This is a genomic window from Rathayibacter sp. AY1C1, from assembly GCF_002932105.1.
Classification (GTDB): Bacteria; Actinomycetota; Actinomycetes; order Actinomycetales; family Microbacteriaceae; genus Rathayibacter.
In genome coordinates this window covers 62,495-80,192 of sequence record NZ_PSWH01000015.1, presented here as the reverse complement: position 1 = coordinate 80,192, position 17,698 = coordinate 62,495, and the positions used below count along the sequence as shown (strand labels likewise).

Sequence of the window (17,698 nt, the reverse complement as noted above, 5' to 3'; positions counted from 1 at the left end):
GTCGTGGTGGCGGGGTCCGTGGTGGTGCCGGTCATGCGCGTGCCGCCCCGTAGACCTCGTAGGCCCCCGCGACTCCGCCGCCCACCGGCACGGAGGCGCCCGCGCGGCGCAGCACCGCCTCCAGCGCCGCCAGGGTGGTCAGCACCGCGTCCGTCCGGGCGTTGTAGCCCATCGTGCCGATGCGCCAGACCTTCCCGTGCAGCGGCCCGAAGGACGTGCCGATCTCGATGCCGAAGTCGGCGAGCATCTCCCCGCGCACCGCGTCACCGTTCACGCCCTGCGGGATGCGCACCGCGACGACGTTCGTCATCTTGTGCCCGACGTCGCCGAACACCTCGAGATCGAGGCCGCGGACTCCGGCGAGCATCGCCGACCCGTGCAGCGCGTGGCGGGCGACCGTCTCGTCCAGGCCCTCCTCGACGACGATGCGGGCGCACTCGCGCGCGCCGTAGAGCATCGTGGTCGCCTCGGTGTGGTGGTTGAGGCGGCGCGGCCCCCAGTAGTCGAAGATCATCCCGAGGTCGAAGTAGTTGGAGCGGACGCGGCGGGCGCTGACAGTGTCGCCCTCGTCGCGGATCCCCGCCTCGATGCTCCTGCGCGACTCGATCACCGCGACGGCCTTCTCCGAGAAGGTGACGGGAGCCGATCCGGACGGGCCGCCCAGGCACTTCTGGAGCCCCGCGGTGACCGCGTCGAGCCCGAGCTCGTCGGTCGCGAAGGCGTTGCCCGCGAGGGAGGCGGTGACGTCGGTGTAGAAGAGGGCGCCGTGCTTCTCGCAGAGGGCGCCGAGCTCCTCCAGCGGCTGCGCCATGGTGGTCGACGTGTCGCCGTGGACCACGGCCAGCATCTTCGGCTTCACCCGGTCCAGGGCCTCGGCGATCGCCGAGACGGGGAAGACCTGCCCCCACTCGGCCTCGATCACGTGCACCTCCGCGCCGCAGCGCTCCGCGATCTCCCGGAGGAGGTGCCCGAACCGCCCGAACACCGGCACGAGCACGCGGTCGCCCGGCTCCAGCATCGAGACCAGCGCCGCCTCGATGCCCGCACGGCTCGTGCCGTCGACGAGCATCGTCTTCTCGTTGCGGGTGCGGAACACCTGCCGGTACAGCTCCTGCGTCTCCGTCATCGTCGCCGTCATGAACGGGTCGTACTGTCCGACCAGCTGCGCCGACATCGCACGCAGGACGCGCGGATCCGCGTTGATCGGGCCCGGCCCCATCAGCAGGCGAGGCGGCGGATCGACGGGGAGGAACGGTGCGGGCGCGGTCATGAGCCACCTCTTCACGAGCGGGAGAGAAACAGTCGTTTCACCCGGAGAGCCTATGCGACGGACGTTTCGCCGGTGTTTCGCGGTATGGCGGGGGTCGAGATTCTCGACAGACGCTCCTCCACAGACGTCTTCCGGAAGCGGGTCCTCCCGATCGGGCGCATCTGCTGCCCGCGTGTCGGTGGTCGCTGGTTCAATACGAGTATGGCGGATGGGATGCGGCAGGGACTCGAGGAGGTCCGCGCCCTCGGCGGCCGCGCGTCGCTGCTCGCCCGCTCCGCGGCTCCGCTCCACCTCGTCTCCGCCGAGGCGCTGCACGAGGCGTACACGGCTGCTCTGCGTCGCCCGAAGGCGTTCGCGCGCGGCGGGTCTCCCGCCGAGTCGCGCGACCTCGTGGAGCGCTCCGTCCGGGCCGAGCTCGCCGTCGCGCTCGCCGTGTCCGAGCGGGTGGCCGCGCGCGACCTCGAGCACGCCCGCCTGCTGGTCGACCACCTGCCCTGCACGCGCGCCGCGCTGGCCGAGGCGCGGTTGCGCTGGGAGGCGGGGCAGATCATCTGCGGAGTCGCGGCCACCCTGCCGCCGGCCACCCTCCCGGAGTTCGACGAGCGCGCCGCGGGATTGGCCGCCTCGATGACGCCGACCCAGCTGCGGCGACGCCTCGCCCGGCTGCGGGACGAACTCCACGAGAGTCCTCTGGCCGACCGGCACGCCCGCGCTCGGGAGGACCGGTCGGTCCGGGTCTCGCCCGAGCAGGACGGCTTGGCCACGCTCTGCGCGACCCTCCCCGCTCCGGCCGCTTTCGGTGCGCTCGCGCGGCTCGACCGGATCGCCCGCACCCTCCGCGACGGGAGCGGTGCAGCGGAGAAGCGCACGCTCGCGCAGCTGCGGGCCGACGCCCTGGTCGACCTGCTCTGCGACGGCGATGTGTCCGGCACGGCGCCGGGCGACGAGCGTCCGCGCACGTCCGCTCGCGGCATCCGGGCCGAGGTGCGTCTGACCCTCGCCGCGAGCACCGCGGCCGGGCAGGACGAGACCCCCGCGGAACTGGACGGCTACGGCCTCATCCCGGCCGGCGTCGCGCGCGAGCTCCTCGGAGCCGACTCGGCCGTCACCCCGGTGCTCACCCATCCGAGCACGGGCGCCGTGGTCTCCGTCGGACGCACGCACCGCCTCCCTCCCCCGCGGATGCGCCTCGCCCTCCAGCTGCGCGACCGGACATGCCGCTTCCCCGGCTGCACCCGGCCCGCGGCGACCGCCGAGGCCGACCACACGCTCGAGTGGCGTCACGGAGGCGCCACCGCCCTCGACAACCTGGCGTCGCTCTGCGTCGCCCACCACCACGTCCGCCACGGCGACCGCTGGACCTACACGCTCCACCCCGACGGATCGGCCGACTGGACCACCCCCACGGGCCGCCGCGTGGTCACCCGTCCACCCGATCCGCCCGCGCCGCCAGCCCCGCCGCGGCGCAGGCCGAGCTTCAGCGATGCGCCGCCCCCGTTCTGACGGCGGAAGGAGCCGCGCTCCTGCGGGCATGCTCCAGCGCGTGCTCCAGCGGGCGTGCTCGTGCACGCCCGCTCGCGCCGCGCGGGTCCGATCCACCGGCCTGTCTCAGCCGAGGGCCGAGCCGTGGAAGACGGTCGTCCGACGCGCCCGCCGACGAACCGGTCCACCGAGCCCGCACTCGCTGCACCCGGGCTCGTTCCACCCTCCGGGCGCGGCGCCCCTGCTCACCGCTGAGATCGCACTCGAGGACAGCGGTCAGCGCAGCGACTCGGCCACGACGGCGCAGCTTCCGCCTCGGATCCACGACGAGGGACGGAGGGACGGAGGGACGGAGGGACGGAGCGAGAGAGAAAGAGAGAGGGAGAGGGAGAGGGAGAGGCGGCGAGCGGGAGAACGGGTCACGGCGTCCGCCCCGATTCGCGACGAGGGAGAGAACGAGCTCCGGGCGTGGCCCCTCTCAGAGCATGCCGGCCAGCTCCAGCAGTGCGAGATCCGACCCCCGCGGTCCCACCAGGCAGAGCCCCACCGGAGCGCCGCCGACACTCGACCGCGGCACCGACAGCGCCGGATACCCGCCGATCCCGGCGACACAGGTCAGGCCGAGCGTCGCCGTCCGCGCCGCGTCGATCGCCTCGGCCGACGCATCGAGGGCCGGCGCCACCGACGACGTCGACGGCAGGAGGAGCACCCGCCCCTCGAGCGCACGGTCGAGCGCCTCCCGGAACCCCGCGACCCGCGCCCGTGCGGCCGCCTCCGTCTGCTCGTCGACGAGCGAGGCCGCGTCGAAGCGCGCCTGCACGTCCGCCGCCAGCACTCCCGGATGCGCCGCGACCCACGAGCCGCTCGACCGCCACGCCTCCGCCGCCTGCACGAGCCGGAACGCCTCGAGCATCTCCGCCACGGGGGGCAGCTCGACCTCCTCGGTGCTCATCCTCCCGACGGCCGATCCGAACGCCGCCCGGACGGCCGCGTCCACTCCGCCCAGCAGTGCCGGCGCCACCGCGAGACTCCGCACCGGCGGGCCGGACGGCAGGCAGACCTCGGCCACCCGCCTCAGCGTGCCGAGGTCCCGCGTCAGCCACCCGACGGTGTCGAAGCTCGGCGCCAGCGGCAGCAGCCCCTCGACGGGCACCGCACCGTGGGTCGTCCTCAGCCCCCACAGGCCCTGGTAGGAGGCGGGTACCCGGATCGATCCCGCCGTGTCGGTCGCCAGCCCGACGGCGGCCTGCCCGAGCGACACGGCGGTCGCCGGTCCGCTCGACGATCCGCCCGGGATCGCTCCGGGCACGGCCGGATTGGGCGGCGTCCCGTAGCCGGAGTTCCGGCCGGCGATGCTGTACGCGAACTCGTCGGTCTGAGCGATCCCGCGCACCGACGCTCCCGCTGCGAGCAGCTGCGCGACGGCCGGAGCGGTCGCCGCCTCGATCGGCGCGGAAGCGAGGCGGGCCGGCACTCCCGCGCCGATCCGCTGGCCCTCGATCGCGAAGAGGTCCTTGACCGCGACGTCCAGTCCGTCGAGGGTCCCGGAGCCGGCGGCCGGCACGAGCGGCACGCCGACGGCCCGCCAGACGCGGGGGTCCAGCGCGGGCGAGGGCGCCTGCACCTGCGCGGCGCGCACCCGCCAGGTCCCGCCCTCGCGCGACCACAGCTGCGTGACGAGCCCGCGCCCGCCACGGGCCGGAGCGTTCACGCTCACCACGAGCGCCGTGCCCGCCTCGACCGCCCGCACGTGCAGCTCCACCAGCTCCCGCACCGGTGCCCCGCCGCGACGACCCCGGAAGCCGGTGATGACCGCGTGGCCGACGAGCAGTCCGGAGGCGTCGCCCCGGAGCGTCGTCGGCGCGTCCACGAACGCGTCGGCGAGCGCCGCGACGTCGTCAGCCCCGAGCGCCGCCTCGTACGCCAGGACCGCGTCCACCAGCCCGTCCGGCAGGTCGCCCTCGAGCGTCGTCACCCGCGGGTCAGTCATCGAAGTCGGCCGTCCGGACGCGGGCGTGCACGCCCTTCACCAGGTCGACGACCTGCGAGATGTCGAAGTCGGTCGCCGCGCTGAGGTAGGCGTAGGCGTGAGCCGGGTCCATCCCGTAGCGGGCCGCCAGCAGCGCGATGGCCGCGCGGACGCACTTCTGCACGGCGACGTCCAGGTCCTCATCCATCCCGGTGGGCACGAGGAACTCGCCGGTCTCCCCCATCGGCCCGAGCAGCTCCCCGAACGCCGCGATCGCCTCGGCGCGCGGGACGACCTCCAGTCGCACCCGGACGCGCAGGCTCGCCTCCATCGCCGTCAGCGCCACCTCGCCGTCGCCCTGCGCGAAGTGGGGATCGCCGACGTACGCGAGCGCGCCCGGGACCTGCACGGGAAGGTAGAGGCTGGTTCCGGCGGTCAGCAGTGCGATGTCGATGTTGCCCCCGTGCGCACCGGGCGGTACGGAGTGCGGGCGCTCCTCCCCTGCGACGGCGACGCCCATGATCCCGAGGAACGGCCGGAGCGGGAACCGGGCGGCCCGCTCCCCTCCCGGCACCAGCGGGATCACGCCGCGGAGACCGCCCTGAGCGTCCTCGTCGACGCGCGCGAAGACGCTGAACGGCCCCTCCTGCAGCGGGTACTCGCCCGGCAGCGCCCCGCGGCCGTGCCGGTTCGAGACGACTCCGTACGGCACGCGCGGCTCGGCCTCGAGGAGGGTCATCCGGAGCAGGTCCCCCGGCAGCGCTCCCCGGACGGCGATCGGCCCCGTGACCACGTGCGGCCCGTCCGTCTCGCCGTCGCGGAACGGCCCGTCCGCGGCGAGCGCGACCGCGTCGCGCAGCACCCCCTCCGGAGCGACTCCGTGGCGGCCGAAGTAGGCGACCGGATCGCGGCCCTGGTCCTCCAGCACGCCCTCGTGGCTGAGCGTGTCGATGACGACCTCGGCCCCCGAGTCGACGGTGAGCACGGGGGCATCCGCCGCGCACGGCAGGCGCCCCCACAGCACCGAACCCGGCTCGGCCGGCAGGTAGTCCACCCCCGGCGGCACTCCCTCACCGGGCTGCACCGCCCACTCCGTCCACCGCATGCGCGTCCGCCTCCCGCGCGGCCCGTCCGCGCCGTCCGACCCTAACCGCGCCGTGTTTCGAGCATGTGCACGCGTGTGCCACGATTCTCCAGACCCGCCCCCGACGACAGGACTCCTGTGCTCCGACGCCTGCGCACCCGCTCCGAGGGCGCGACCCTCGGCCTGATGCTCGCCCTCACCTTCTCGACCGGCATCATCGACGCGGTCGGGTACCTCGGGCTCGACCGCGTCTTCGCCGGCAACATGACCGGCAACGTCGTCATCCTCGGCATGGCCCTCTCCGGCGCGGCCGACCTGCCCGTGGTCGGGCCCCTGATCGCGCTGGGCGCCTTCATGATCGGCGCCGTGATCGGCGGCCGGGTGCTCCGCCCGGTGAAGAAGGGCTGGACCTCGCGCTCGACCTGGCTCTTCGCGGTGGTCGGCATCCTGCTCGGCGTCCTGGCGATCGTGCTCGCGGTCGTGCCCGAGCACCCCGAGCCGCTCGCCTTCACCGTCACCGGCGTGCTGGGCGGGGCGATGGGCCTCCAGGCCGCGACCGCCCGCCACCTCGCTGTCAAGGACGTCACGACGGTCGTCGTCACCTCGACGATCACGGGCCTCGCTGCGGACTCCCGCCTGGCGGGAGGCTCCGGTCAGCCGTGGTTCCGCCGCGCGGCCGCGATCGTCCTGATCGCCGCGGGTGCCGGAGTCGGCGCGCTCGCCCTGCTGGTCGGGCTCTGGCTCGGCCTCGCGATAGCCGCCGTCATCACGCTCGTCGCGACGCTGCTGGGCGAGCTCGTCGTCCACTCCCGGTACGCTCCGGCGCCCGCCGACGCCGCCGCCTGAGGCGGCGCCTCCCGGCGCGTCAGCGCGGCAGTTGCTGGCAGTGCGGGCAGAGGTGCGAGGAGCGGTTCATGAACGGCACCCGCACGATCGCCGCGCCGCACCGGGCGCACGGCTTCCCCGTCTGCCCGTAGGCGTGCAGGCTGTGCGAGAAGTAGCCGGAGGCACCGTTCACGTTCACGTACTGCGCATCGAAGCTGGTGCCGCCCTCGGCCAGCGCCCGTTCGAGCACCGAGCGCACCTCGGCGAAGAGGCGGCGGATGCGCGCCTCGCCGAGCGACGAGCTCGGCCGCTCCGGGTGCAGCTCCGCCGCCCACAGCGACTCGTCCGCGTAGATGTTCCCGATGCCGCTCACGAGCGTCTGGTCGAGCAGCGCCCGCTTGATCCCGCTGCTCCTCCTCGCCAGCGAGGCGACGACCGAGCCCAGGTCGAAGGAGGGGTCGAGCGGATCGCGGGCGATGTGCGCGACCTGCGAGGGCACGGCGCGCAGCCAGCCGCCTCCGCGGGCCTCCTCGCCCGCGTAGCCGCCCGGCGCTCCGTCCGGGGTCGGCACCAGAGCGTCGACCGCCATCGAGCCGAAGATCCGCTGGTCGACGAAGTGCAGGGCGAGCTCGCCGTGCTCGGGGTGCTCGATCCCGATCCGGATGCGCGCCAGCCGCGGCAGCGCCGCATCCGCCGTGCGCAGCAGCACCTGACCGCTCATGCCGAGGTGCACCAGCAGCGCCTCGTCGCGGCCCGCGGGCAGCCAGAGGAACTTCCCGCGCCGCACCGCCGCTTCGAGCCGGCGCCCGACGAGCAGGCGCTCGAAGGTCCCGTGCGGATGCACGTGCCGCTTCAGCGAGCGCTCGTCGACGATCTCGACGCCGGTCACCAGGGAGCCGGTGACCGCGGGAGCGAGACCCGCCCGCACCACCTCGACCTCGGGCAGCTCGGGCACGGTCAGTCCGAGACCGCGGGAGCGACGGGTGCGCCGGGGGCCGCCAGACGCGTCCACGCGTCGAGCGCGGCGGCCATCTCGGCCGCCTTCTTGCTCGTCCCCTCGCCGCGGGCCGTGACGAGTCCGCCGACGATCACGGTGGCGACGAACACCTTGTTGTGGTCGGGGCCGGTGGCGGCGATCTCGTAGCGCGGGGCCGGCGCACCGCGCTCGGCGGCCGCCTCCTGGAGGCTCGTCTTCGGATCCATCGAGACGCCGAAGCGGAGCGGATCGGCCCGCAGAGGTGCGATCAGGCGCAGCACCAAGTCGCGGGCCGCGTCGGGACCGGTGCCCAGGTAGACGGCGCCGATGATGGCCTCGACGGTGTCGGCGAGGATCGACGCCTTGTCGCGGCCGCCGGTCAGCTCCTCGCCGCGTCCGAGGCGGAGGAACTCGCCCAGGCCGATGCCGCGGGCGATCTCGGCGAGCGCGACGGTCGAGACGAGGCTCGCCCGGCGCTTGGCCAGGTCGCCCTCGCTGAGGGCGGGGTACTCGGTGTAGAGCATGACGGTCACGGCCTGCCCGAGGATCGAGTCGCCGAGGAACTCGAGGCGCTCGTTGTGCGGGATGCCGCCGTGCTCGAAAGCGAACGACCGGTGCGTCAGGGCGAGCTCGAAGAGCTCACCGTCGAGGCTCACGCCGAGCGTGGCCTCCAGACGCGACCGGTCGTCGCTGGAGGGTCGTGCGGAGGTCTGGTTCACCATGGACCGCGGTCCGTTCGTCGAGGGGCGGTGCGCCCCGCGCCGTGCGGACCAGGAGCGGGATCAGACGTCGGCGACCTTGCGGCCCTTGTACTCGAGGAACAGCGCGGTGCCCGCGGAGTCCTCGACGACCTTGGCGCGGTGGGGAAGGCTGTAGACGACCTTGCCGTTCTCGATGGTCTTGACGAGGGTGGGGACCTCGGCCTTCCACTGCGAACGACGGGCGTGGGTGTTCGCGCGGGACTTCTTCCTCTTGGGAACAGCCATGATTCTCTCTTCTCTACCTCTAGTCGGATTCAGTGAGGGCGGTCGCGCCCTCACCGCTGTCTGCGGAAGCTCTGTCGGTGGAAGCTCCGGGCGCTGCGGCCCCGCCGTCCCCCTCGCTCAACCCTGCGAGCGCGGCCCACCGGGAGTCGCGCGGCGCCTCGGGTTCGGGCGTGGAGGAATCGGCCAGCCGCTCCCCCGTGACGGGGTCGAGGCCCGGACAGTCCGGCCGGCAGACCGGCTGGAACGGCAGCGACAGAACCACCGCATCCCTGACCAGAGGTTCAAGATCCACGTGGTCGTCGTGAACCTCATAGTCGAAAGCTTCGTCAGAAGAGTACGCGAAAAGTTCCTGGAACTCGACATCGACAGGCAGGGAGATGTCGGTCAGGCACCGGCTGCACTCGCCGTCGGCCCTCGCCGACACCTCGACACTGGCCAGGATCCCCTCGTGCACGGACTCGAGCCGGACGTCGAGATCGACGGCCGATCCCTTGCGGACCGCGACGATCCCCTCGCCGAACTGCTCCGGCGCCTCGAGCTCGAGGCGGTGCTCGCGCATCTCGCCCGGCCGCCTCACGAGGTCGCGCACGTTCACGGTGAACGGCGTCTTCTTGAAAGTAGTCACGAGGATCCAGCCTACCCCTCCCTGGCCCCTCCGGGGCGGGAGGGGCCGGGAGGAGCCGGGAGGGGCGGAGTTCGGGCTCAGGCGCCGCCGGCCTCCAGCGTCACGTCGATCGGCGCGTAGTCGGCACCGCTCGTGTCCACTCCCTCGTCGGCGAGCTCCGCGAGCGCCTTCTCGACGTACTCGTTCGAGTAGGCGGTGGCGGGCGGGTCCGCGCTGATGATCGTCGCCCCCGTCTCGTTCTCCGTCTCCTTCGCGATGTCGACCGTCTGCTGCCACGCGGCCTCGTCGATCATCCCGACGCCGCTCGTCGAGGGCCAGATCAGCTTGTTGACCTCGTTGGTCATCCAGAGCTGGTGGCTGGTGCCGAGCGTGGATCCGGCCGCGGTGACGATGTCGGCCGCCGCCTGCGGGTCGTCCTTCGCGAAGATCCAGCCCTTGATCGAGGCCTTGATGAAGGCGACCGTCTGCTCGGCGTACGTGTCGTCGTCGGCGAGCCTGCCCGCGTCCGCCCAGATCGCGTCCTGGAGCATCGCGGTCCCGATGTCGTTCCAGCTGATGACGTTCAGGTCGTCCGGCCGGTACAGCTCGCCTGTGGCGGGGTTCACGGTCTCGAGGACCTGGGCGTACTCGTTGTAGGTCATCGCCTGGGCCGCGTCGATGTCGCCCGCGAGGAAGCCGTTCATGTCGAACTGCTGCTGCACCAGCGAGATGTCGTCGAGGGAGACGCCGTCCTTCTGCATGCCGGCGAACAGCTCCCACTCGTTGCCGTAGCCCCAGCTGCCCACGCTCTTCCCGGCGAGGTCGGCGGGCGAGGTGATCCCCTTGTCCTTGAAGGAGATCTGCGTGGTGGCGCTGCGCTCGAAGATCTGCGCGACGTCGGTGATCCCGGCCCCCTGCTCGATCGAGCCGAGGACCTTGGGCACCCAGGAGATGGCGTAGTCCGCGTCGCCCGAGGCGAGCACGTCCTGGGGGACGATGTCGCCGCCTCCCTCGGCGATCGTCACGTCGAGGCCCTCGTCCTCGTAGTAGCCCTGGTCGAGCGCGGCGTAGTACCCGGCGAACTGCGCCTGGGCCACCCACTGCAGCTGCAGGGTGACCGGCGTGAGGCCGCCGGAGCCGGAGTCCGACCCCGGGTCGGAGCCGCCGGAGGCGCTGCAGCCGGTGAGCGCGAGGCCCACGGCCGCGGAGGCGGCGGTCGTCAGGGTGATGCGGGTGCGTCTGGTCACGGGTCCTCCTGGTGCGGTCTGCGGGGTCGCCGGTGCGGCGCGCCCGTGGTGCGGCGGTGCAGGTGGTGCTGTGGTGCAGGTGGCGCTGATGGTGCGGGCGGAGTCGGGAATCGGGAGTCGGGAATCGGGAATCGGGAGGATCGAGGAGGGTGCGGGGACGCGCGGCGCCGCGCTCAGCGCAGCCGGCTGCGGCGCAGCGCGAACGCCTCGAGCGCGGCCGTCACGCAGTAGAACGCGAGGCCGACGAGCACAGCGCCCAGGACGTAGGCGTAGGCGAGCGCGTAGTCGCTGCCCGAGGCCGCCGTCGTGATCGACTTGCCGAGCCCGCCCACGGGTCCGCCGAAGTACTCGGCGACCAGCGCCGAGATCACCGCGAGCGAGGAGGCGATGCGGAGCCCCGTGAAGACGTAGGGCACTGCTCCCGGCAGCGTGATCGTGCGGGCGGTCTGCCAGGGGGTCGCCGCGTAGGCCTTCAGCAGGTCGCGGTGCACCGGAGCGGCCTGCCGCAGCCCGCGCAGCGTCGTCACGTACACCGGCACGAACACGGCGAGCGCCGCGACGAGCTGCCTCGCGGTCTCGGCGTTCGCTCCGAACATCGTGTAGAGCACCGGAGCGAGGGCGACGATCGGCACGACGGCGGCCGCGGCCACGATCGGCGCGACCAGTCCGTCGAAGACCCGCGCGAGCGCCGAGAGCCCGGCGACCACGACCGCCAGCACCGCGCCGACCAGCAGGCCGACCAGCGCGTTGCGGCCGGTCACCGCGCTGCCCTCGGCGACGGAGCCGAGGTTCGCGGCGAACTCCCGTCCGATCGCCAGCGGCGACGGGAGCACGAACGGCTGGATCGCCAGAGCGGTGACCCCGGCCTGCCAGAGCAGGACCGCGGCGATCCCGAGCACGACCGGCGCGAGCACGCTGCGCGCCAGCGCGGTCGTGCTCACCGGTTCTCCACTCCGCGCGGCACGGCGGCGGGATCCCCGTGCAGCAGCTCGCGCACGGCGCTCACGTCGCGGAAGAACGCCGTGTCCTCCCTGACCGCCGCGTCGCGCTCGGATGCTCCGGGGAGTCCGACCGGGAGGACGTCGCGGATCCTGCCCGGCCGCGGCGACATCACCACGACGCGGTCCGAGAGGAACACCGCCTCCGGGATCGAGTGGGTGACGAAGACGACGGCGGCGCCGGTCTCGCGCCGGATCCGCAGCAGCTCCGTCTGCATCCGCTCGCGGGTCATCTCGTCGAGCGCCCCGAACGGCTCGTCCATGAGGAGCAGGCGCGGGCTCTCGGCGAGCGCCCGCGCGATGGCGACGCGCTGCTGCATCCCGCCGGAGAGCTGGTCCGGGTAGGAGTCGGCGAAGTCGCCGAGCCCGACCAGCGCCAGCAGCTCGTCGACGCGCGAGCGCCGGGCGGTCGCGGCGACGCCGTGCAGCTCCAGCGGCAGGGCGATGTTCGCCCGGATCGTGCGCCACGGCAGGAGGCCCGCCTGCTGGAACGCGATCCCGTAGTCCTGGTCGAGCCTCGCCTGCCGGGCTGTCTTGCCGAACACGGCGATCGACCCGGAGTCCGGCTCGTCGAGGTCGGCGATCAGCCGCAGCAGCGTCGACTTGCCGCAGCCGGACGGACCGATCAGCGAGACGAACTCCCCCACGGCCACCTCGAGCGAGACGTCCTGGAGCGCCGTGACGCTCGCGGCGCGGGCGGTGGCGAAGGTCCTCGTGACCGAGTCGACGACGACCGCGGATCCTGCAGTGCTCATGCGGGCTGCTCCCCTCGGCGGTACGGACGGAGGAGGGTGCCGAGCAGGGCGACGGCGCCGGCGGCCGCGAGGCCCACCAGCACCGCCCCGAGGATCGGCGCCCAGGGCTTGGCGGGGTCGCCTCCGGCAGCGGAGGCGAACTCGATGATCATGCGGCCGATCCCGCCGCGCAGGCCGATCGAGACCTCGGCGACGATCGTGCCGACGACGGCGCTGACCGCTCCGAGCCGGAGGGCCGGCAGCAGGTAGGGCACGCTCGCCGGCAGCCTCAGGCGCACCAGCGTCTTCCACCAGCCGACGCCGTACACATGCATCAGCTCGACCTGGTGGGCCGCCGGCGAGCCGAGCCCGCGGAGCGCCCCGATCGAGACGGGGAAGAACGCGAGGTAGGAGGCGATCAGGGCCACCGACATCCAGTTCTCCCAGGTCACCGGACCGAGCTCGAGCTGCGACCCCCAGCGCCGCACCAGTGGGGCGATCGCGATCAGGGGCACCGTCTGGCTCAGCACGATCCAGGGCAGCACCGCCGACTCCGCCGTGCGGAACCGCTGCATCAGGAGAGCCAGGAGCAGCCCCACGACCGTGCCGACGACCCAGCCGACCGCGGCGATCCCGAGCGAGAAGGCGCTCGCCCCCAGGACGGCCGACCAGAGCGCCGGGGCGTTCCGCGCTCCGGTGACCGGCTCGCCGAGCCGGGCCGCGATCTCCCAGAGGTGGGGCATCGCGATGGCGCTCGTGCGCGGGAGCACCGTGACTCCTCCGACGACCACCCCGGCCTCGGGCCCGAGCGCCTTCCAGCCCTCCCACACCAGCGCGAGCAGGAGCAGCCCGCCGGCGCCGAGCACGAGCCCGCGCGCGAGGGCCGGTCTCATGCGCGGGCCACGATGTGCTCGCGCAGCTCCGGGATGACCCGCTCGCCGTACACGCGCAGCGTCTCCTCCTTGTTGTCGTGCTGGAGGTAGCCCGCGAACTGCGTCACGCCGATGTCGGCGAGCGCCCGGAGCTTCTCGATGTGCTCGTCCGCCGTGCCCAGCACGCAGAAGCGCTCCACGATCTCGTCCGGCACGAAGGCGGTGTGGCTGTTGCCCGCGCGGCCGTGCTCGTTGTAGTCGTAGCCCTCGCGCCCGGCGATGTAGTCCGTCAGCGCCTGCGGCACCGCTCCGGAGGCGCCGTAGCGGCCCACGATGTCGGCCACGTGGTTACCGACCATCCCGCCGAACCAGCGGCACTGGTCGCGCATGTGCTCCCGGTCGGTGCCGATGTACATCGGCGCCGCGACGCAGAACTGCAGCGACCCGGGATCCCGGCCGGCGTTCGCCGCCGCCTCCTTGACGGCGCCGATCATCCAGCGCGCGATGTCCACGTCGGCCAGCTGCAGGATGAAGCCGTCGCCGACCTCGCCCGCGAGCTTCAGGGCGAGCGGGCCGTAGGCGGCCACCCACATCTCCAGGGACGAGCCCCGGCTCCACGGGAACTGCAGCGTCTGGCCGTTGTACTCGACCGGACGGCTGTTGGCGAGCTCGCGGATGACGTGGATCGACTCCCGCAGCGTCTTGAGCGTCGTCGGAGCTCCTCCGGTCACCCTCACCGCCGAGTCGCCGCGTCCGATCCCGCACACCGTGCGGTTCCCGTACATCTCGTTGAGCGTCGCGTGCAGCGAGGCGATGACCGTCCAGTCGCGCGTGGCGGGGTTGGTGACCATCGGGCCGACCGTGATCCGGTGCGTCCTCTCGAGGATCTGCGAGTAGATCACGTAGGGCTCCTGCCAGAGCAGGTGCGAGTCGAAGGTCCACGCGTAGTCGAAGCCGTGCGTCTCCGCGAGGACGGCGAGCGCGACGGTGCGCGAGGCGGGCGGGTTGGTCTGGAGGACGACTCCGAAGTCCATGGGGTTCCTTCTGCTCGATCAGGTGCTGGCTCGGATCGGGTGCCGGCTCAGATCAGGTACTGGCTCAGACCGCGCGGGATGTACGCCCCGTCGCCCTTCGTGCCGACGTAGGAGCCGTCGTCGACGACGACCCTGCCGCGGGAGATCACCGTGTCGACGTGGCCGTCGATCTCGAAGCCCTCCCAGGCCGAATAGTCCATGTTCATGTGGTGGCTTCGGCCCTCGCCGATCCCGATCGAGGTGTGCCCGCTCGGGTCGTAGACGACGACGTCGCCGTCGGCCCCGGGCTGGATGACGCCCTTCCTCCCGTACATCCCGAACATCCGCGCCGGGGTGGTCGAGGTGAGCTCGACCCAGCGCGGCAGGGAGATCTGCCCCGACACCACGCCCTGGTACATCAGGTCGATCCGGTGCTCCACCGAGCCGATGCCGTTGGGGATCTTCGAGAAGTCGCCGATCCCCATGTCCTTCTGGCCCTTCATGCAGAAGGGGCAGTGGTCGGTCGAGACCATCTGGATGTCGTTGGTGCGCAGCGACTGCCACATGTGGTGCTGATGCCCCTCCGCCTTCGAGCGCAGCGGCGTGGAGCACACCCACTTCGCACCCTCGAAGCCCGGAGCGCCGAGCTGCTCCTCGAGCGAGAGGTAGAGGTACTGCGGGCAGGTCTCCCCGAAGACGTTCATGCCGCGGTCGCGGGCCTGGGCGATCTGCTCCACCGCCTGCTTCGCGGAGACGTGCACCACGTACAGCGGCGCGCCGGTGAGGTCGGCGATCATGATCGCCCGGTGCGTCGCCTCCTCCTCCGCCTGCCAGGGGCGAGAGGTGCCGTGGAAGTACGGCGCGGTGTTCCCGGCGGCGAGGGTCTGCTTCACCAGTTCGTCGATGAGGGCGCCGTTCTCGGCGTGCATCATCATCATCGCGCCGTTCTCCGCGCCCTTCTGGAACGCCCGGAGGATCTGCCCGTCGTCCGAGAGGAACACGCCCTTGTAGGCCATGAACAGCTTGAAGCTGGTCACCCCCTCGCGCATCAGCTCGTCCATCGCGACGAGCGAGGAGTCCTGCACGTCCGAGAGGATCTGGTGGAAGCCGTAGTCGATCGCGCAGTTGCCGGCCGCCTTCTCCTGCCACGCCTGGAACCGGTCGACGACGCTCTCGCCCGGGTACTGCACCACGAAGTCGACGATCGACGTCGTGCCGCCCCAGGCCGCGGCGCGCGTGCCGGTCTCGAAGGTGTCCGAGGCGGAGGTGCCGCCGAACGGCATCTCCATGTGCGTGTGCGCGTCGATCCCGCCCGGGATGACGTACTTGCCGCGCGCGTCGATCACCCGGTCGACGTGGGCCGCCAGGTCGAAGCCCAGCAGCGTGGAGCCGGGGGCGAGGACGGCGGCGATGGTCTCGCCGTCGATCAGGACGTCTGCGGCTCCGGTGCCGGTCGCGTTGACGACCGTCCCGCCGGTGATGAGGGTCTTCATCGGTCTTCCCCGTCTCGGTCTGCGGTCACGGCTTCGGGATGCTGGTGTACGACTCCGGCCGGCGGTCCCGGTAGAACTGCCAGTCGTCGCGCATCTCCTGCACCATGTCCATCTCGAGGTCGCGGATCAGGATCTCCTCGGCCTCGCCCGAGCCCCGCTCCCCGACGAACTCCCCCCGCGGATCGATGATCTGGCTGGTGCCGTAGAAGTCGACCGCGAGGTCGCCGTACTCGTTGTCCTCCCGGCCGACGCGGTTGGGCTGCAGCACGAAGTAGCCGTTCGCCACCGCGGCCGCCGGGCCCTCGACCTCCCAGAGGCGGTTCGACAGGCCGGGCTTGGTGGCGTTGGGGTTGAAGACGAGGTGGGCGCCGTTCAGGCCCAGCTCCCGCCAGCCCTCCGGGAAGTGGCGGTCGTAGCAGATGTGGACGCCGACCTTGCCGACGGCGGTGTCGAAGACCGGGTAGCCGAGGTTCCCGGGCCGGAAGTAGAACTTCTCCCAGAAGCGGTCCAGGTGCGGGATGTGGTGCTTGCGGTACTTGCCGAGGATCGTCCCGTCGGTGTCGACCACGACCGCGGTGTTGTAGTAGACGCCGGTCTGCTCCTCCTCGTAGATCGGGAGGATCATCACCACGCCCAGCTCCTTCGCGAGGGCCGCGAAGCGCTGCACGATCGGCCCGTCGGCGGGCTCGGCGTAGCGGTAGTACTTCTTGTCCTGGGTGATGCCGAAGTACGGGCCGTAGAACAGCTCCTGGAAGCAGACGATCTGCGCGCCGTCGGCTGCGGCGTCCCGGGCCATCCGCTCGTGCTTGTCGAGCATCGACTCCTTGTCGCCGGTCCAGGTCGTCTGGGTGATCGCTGCGCGGACGATGGTCATCGGTACCTCCATGCTCGGGCGTCCCTGTCCGGCTCCGGTGTGCTCCGCCGGGCGGTGCGGAGCCGGGGACGTGGACCCACTGTGGTCCCCGCCGGGCCCGAAGGCAATGACGGACCGTCCGGCTCCGGGGACAGGGCTTCATCGTCGGGGTTCGACGTTTCCCCGGTGTTTCCGGCGCGGATCCGCAGCATTAAGGCTCGCCGGGGGAGGAATCCGTCGGTGCCGCTAGCGTGGGCGGATGCGCATCACGATCCTGGCCGGAGGCGTCGGCGGCGCCCGCTTCACCTCGGCGGTCCGCGAGCACCTCCGCGATCTCGAGGCCGCCGGCGGCGAGGCGAGCGAGATCACCGTCGTCGTCAACACCGGCGACGACATGTGGCTCACCGGCCTCAAGGTCTGCCCCGACCTCGACTCGATCACCTACGCGCTCGGCGGAGTGAACGACACGGAGCGCGGCTGGGGGCGGGCCGGCGAGAGCGAGCGGGTCTCGGCCGAGCTCACCGCCTTCGGCGTCGGCTGGCCGTGGTTCACCCTGGGCGACCTCGACCTCGGCACCCACATCGCCCGCAGCTCGATGCTGCGCGACGGCCTCACCCTCTCGGAGGCGACCGCGCGGATCACCGCCCGCTGGCCGCTGGGGGTCCGCCTGCTGCCGATGTCGGACCAGGACGTCGAGACCCACGTCGAGGTCGACCTTCCCGGCGAGGGCGTGCGGCTCCTCCACTTCGAGGAGTGGTGGGTGCGGCTTCGGGCGTCAGCGCCCGCGCGCCGCTTCGTCCAGCAGGGGGTGGAGAGCGCCCGCCCCGCCCCGGGCGTGCTGGAGGCGATCGCCGACACCGACGCGGTGCTCGTCGCCCCCTCCAATCCCGTCGTCTCGATCGGCACGATCCTCGGAGTGCCCGGGATCGCGGACGCCCTCCGCCGGACCTCCGCACCCGTCGTGGGCGTCTCCCCCGTCATCGGAGGCGCGGTGGTGCGCGGCATGGCCGACGCCTGCCTCAGAGCGATCGGCGTCGAGACCTCCGCCGAGGCCGTCGGCCGGCACTACGGAGCCCGGAGCGGGGGCGGCCTCCTCGACGCCTGGCTCGTCGGCGAGGAGGACGCGGACGCGGTCCCGGCGCTCGAGTCGGCGGGCCTCCGCGCCCGCTCCGTGCCGCTCTGGCTGACCGGCCGAGACACCTCCGTGAGGCTCGCCGCCGACGCTCTCGCCGCCGCGAGGGGCTGAGCGGAGCCTCCTCCCGGGGCCGCGCACCGCGTGTCGCAGCGCGGAT

The 17,698-nt window shown here is 72.6% G+C and carries 17 protein-coding genes; 3 read left to right on the top strand and 14 right to left on the bottom strand.

Annotated features, from left to right (window positions below; all coding sequences use genetic code 11):
* Positions 1-31: 31 nt before the first annotated feature.
* Positions 32-1,270, bottom strand: a complete 1,239-nt coding sequence (locus tag C5C71_RS09240; protein WP_258068697.1) for an alanine--glyoxylate aminotransferase family protein — start codon at positions 1,268-1,270, stop codon at positions 32-34.
* A gap of 213 nt (positions 1,271-1,483) precedes the next feature.
* Between C5C71_RS09240 and C5C71_RS09235 the strand changes: the two genes are divergently transcribed.
* On the top strand, positions 1,484-2,773 hold the full coding sequence (locus tag C5C71_RS09235; protein WP_181065682.1) for an HNH endonuclease signature motif containing protein: 1,290 nt from the start codon (positions 1,484-1,486) through the stop codon (positions 2,771-2,773).
* 457 nt (positions 2,774-3,230) lie between these two features.
* Here C5C71_RS09235 and C5C71_RS09230 read toward each other — a convergent pair whose 3' ends face one another.
* Together C5C71_RS09230 and C5C71_RS09225 are read right to left on the bottom strand one after the other, a co-directional pair.
* On the bottom strand, positions 3,231-4,742 hold the full coding sequence (locus C5C71_RS09230; RefSeq protein ID WP_104337575.1) for an AtzH-like domain-containing protein: 1,512 nt from the start codon (positions 4,740-4,742) through the stop codon (positions 3,231-3,233).
* Positions 4,735-5,826 carry an acetamidase/formamidase family protein gene (locus C5C71_RS09225; RefSeq protein WP_104337574.1) on the bottom strand — a complete coding sequence of 364 codons (1,092 nt, stop codon included), beginning with the start codon at positions 5,824-5,826 and terminating at the stop codon, positions 4,735-4,737. Before C5C71_RS09225 ends, C5C71_RS09230 begins: the two co-directional genes overlap by 8 nt.
* A 117-nt stretch (positions 5,827-5,943) precedes the next feature.
* On the opposite strand from C5C71_RS09225, the gene C5C71_RS09220 reads away from it, so the two are divergent.
* Positions 5,944-6,651 carry a YoaK family protein gene (locus C5C71_RS09220; RefSeq protein WP_308470800.1) on the top strand — a complete coding sequence of 236 codons (708 nt, stop codon included), beginning with the start codon at positions 5,944-5,946 and terminating at the stop codon, positions 6,649-6,651.
* A 19-nt stretch (positions 6,652-6,670) separates the two neighbouring features.
* Here C5C71_RS09220 and mutM read toward each other — a convergent pair whose 3' ends face one another.
* From mutM to C5C71_RS09165, 11 genes are all read right to left on the bottom strand, one after another.
* Positions 6,671-7,585 (bottom strand): bifunctional DNA-formamidopyrimidine glycosylase/DNA-(apurinic or apyrimidinic site) lyase, encoded by a 915-nt coding sequence (gene mutM / locus C5C71_RS09215; protein WP_104255744.1) that lies wholly within the window; start codon positions 7,583-7,585, stop codon positions 6,671-6,673.
* A gap of 2 nt (positions 7,586-7,587) precedes the next feature.
* The gene (rnc, locus tag C5C71_RS09210) at positions 7,588-8,328 is read right to left on the bottom strand and encodes a ribonuclease III (RefSeq protein ID WP_104247527.1); all 741 of its coding nucleotides are present in this window, start codon (positions 8,326-8,328) and stop codon (positions 7,588-7,590) included.
* Between the two features lie 60 nt (positions 8,329-8,388).
* Positions 8,389-8,592, bottom strand: a complete 204-nt coding sequence (gene rpmF, locus C5C71_RS09205; RefSeq protein WP_104223482.1) for a 50S ribosomal protein L32 — start codon at positions 8,590-8,592, stop codon at positions 8,389-8,391.
* A gap of 19 nt (positions 8,593-8,611) precedes the next feature.
* A complete protein-coding gene (locus C5C71_RS09200; RefSeq protein ID WP_104263018.1) occupies positions 8,612-9,151 on the bottom strand; it encodes a DUF177 domain-containing protein in 540 nt (179 codons plus the stop codon).
* Between the two features lie 143 nt (positions 9,152-9,294).
* Complete coding sequence (locus C5C71_RS09195) at positions 9,295-10,443, bottom strand: ABC transporter substrate-binding protein (protein ID WP_104337573.1); 1,149 nt, start codon at positions 10,441-10,443, stop codon at positions 9,295-9,297.
* A 173-nt stretch (positions 10,444-10,616) separates the two neighbouring features.
* The gene (locus tag C5C71_RS09190) at positions 10,617-11,384 is read right to left on the bottom strand and encodes an ABC transporter permease (RefSeq protein WP_104308363.1); all 768 of its coding nucleotides are present in this window, start codon (positions 11,382-11,384) and stop codon (positions 10,617-10,619) included.
* Positions 11,381-12,196, bottom strand: coding sequence for an ABC transporter ATP-binding protein (locus C5C71_RS09185; RefSeq protein WP_104337572.1), 816 nt, complete (start codon positions 12,194-12,196; stop codon positions 11,381-11,383). Before C5C71_RS09185 ends, C5C71_RS09190 begins: the two co-directional genes overlap by 4 nt.
* Positions 12,193-13,068: an ABC transporter permease gene (locus tag C5C71_RS09180; protein ID WP_104337571.1), complete on the bottom strand. Its 876-nt coding sequence runs from the start codon at positions 13,066-13,068 to the stop codon at positions 12,193-12,195. Before C5C71_RS09180 ends, C5C71_RS09185 begins: the two co-directional genes overlap by 4 nt.
* Positions 13,065-14,081: a TIGR03842 family LLM class F420-dependent oxidoreductase gene (locus tag C5C71_RS09175; RefSeq protein WP_104337570.1), complete on the bottom strand. Its 1,017-nt coding sequence runs from the start codon at positions 14,079-14,081 to the stop codon at positions 13,065-13,067. Before C5C71_RS09175 ends, C5C71_RS09180 begins: the two co-directional genes overlap by 4 nt.
* Before the next feature lie 47 nt (positions 14,082-14,128).
* Positions 14,129-15,553 carry a dihydropyrimidinase gene (gene hydA, locus C5C71_RS09170; protein WP_104327923.1) on the bottom strand — a complete coding sequence of 475 codons (1,425 nt, stop codon included), beginning with the start codon at positions 15,551-15,553 and terminating at the stop codon, positions 14,129-14,131.
* A gap of 25 nt (positions 15,554-15,578) precedes the next feature.
* Complete coding sequence (locus C5C71_RS09165) at positions 15,579-16,427, bottom strand: nitrilase-related carbon-nitrogen hydrolase (protein ID WP_104337569.1); 849 nt, start codon at positions 16,425-16,427, stop codon at positions 15,579-15,581.
* Positions 16,428-16,665: 238 nt separating this feature from the next.
* Between C5C71_RS09165 and cofD the strand changes: the two genes are divergently transcribed.
* Complete coding sequence (cofD, locus tag C5C71_RS09160) at positions 16,666-17,652, top strand: 2-phospho-L-lactate transferase (protein WP_104337568.1); 987 nt, start codon at positions 16,666-16,668, stop codon at positions 17,650-17,652.
* Positions 17,653-17,698 lie beyond the last annotated feature (46 nt).